The following is a 267-nucleotide window of genomic DNA, read 5'->3' as shown; positions in this document are numbered from 1 at the left end:
GATAGTCATGATGAGTATAAGTATGATGGCAAGAGGCTAAAAACACAAAAGCGCATAGAAGAGATCAAGGTCAAAGGAGGAGAGACTTTTTATGACACGCTAGTCTACACCCACCATGGGCCTGTAGTCTATGATCGTAACTTTAAAGGTGAAGGGCAGCGAATCAACTAAGCCCTCAAGTGGATCGGTCATCAAGGAGGTAATCAACAAAAGACTATTCTAAAACTCAATAGAGCCAATAATCTGGCTGACTATAGAGCAGCACTT

At 41.9% G+C, this 267-nt stretch carries 1 protein-coding gene; it reads left to right on the top strand.

Annotation, left to right across the window (positions count from 1 at the left end):
• Positions 1-171, top strand: a 171-nt coding sequence (locus I5349_RS13780) for a penicillin acylase family protein (RefSeq protein ID WP_226391358.1), incomplete at its 5' end; no start/stop codon positions are given.
• Between the last annotated feature and the right edge of the window lie 96 nt (positions 172-267).

This window comes from Penaeicola halotolerans, from assembly GCF_016464625.1.
Classification (GTDB): Bacteria; Bacteroidota; Bacteroidia; order Cytophagales; family Cyclobacteriaceae; genus Penaeicola; species Penaeicola halotolerans.
The sequence above is the reverse complement of the archived record's forward strand: the minus strand, read 5'-3'. Positions and strand labels throughout refer to the sequence as shown.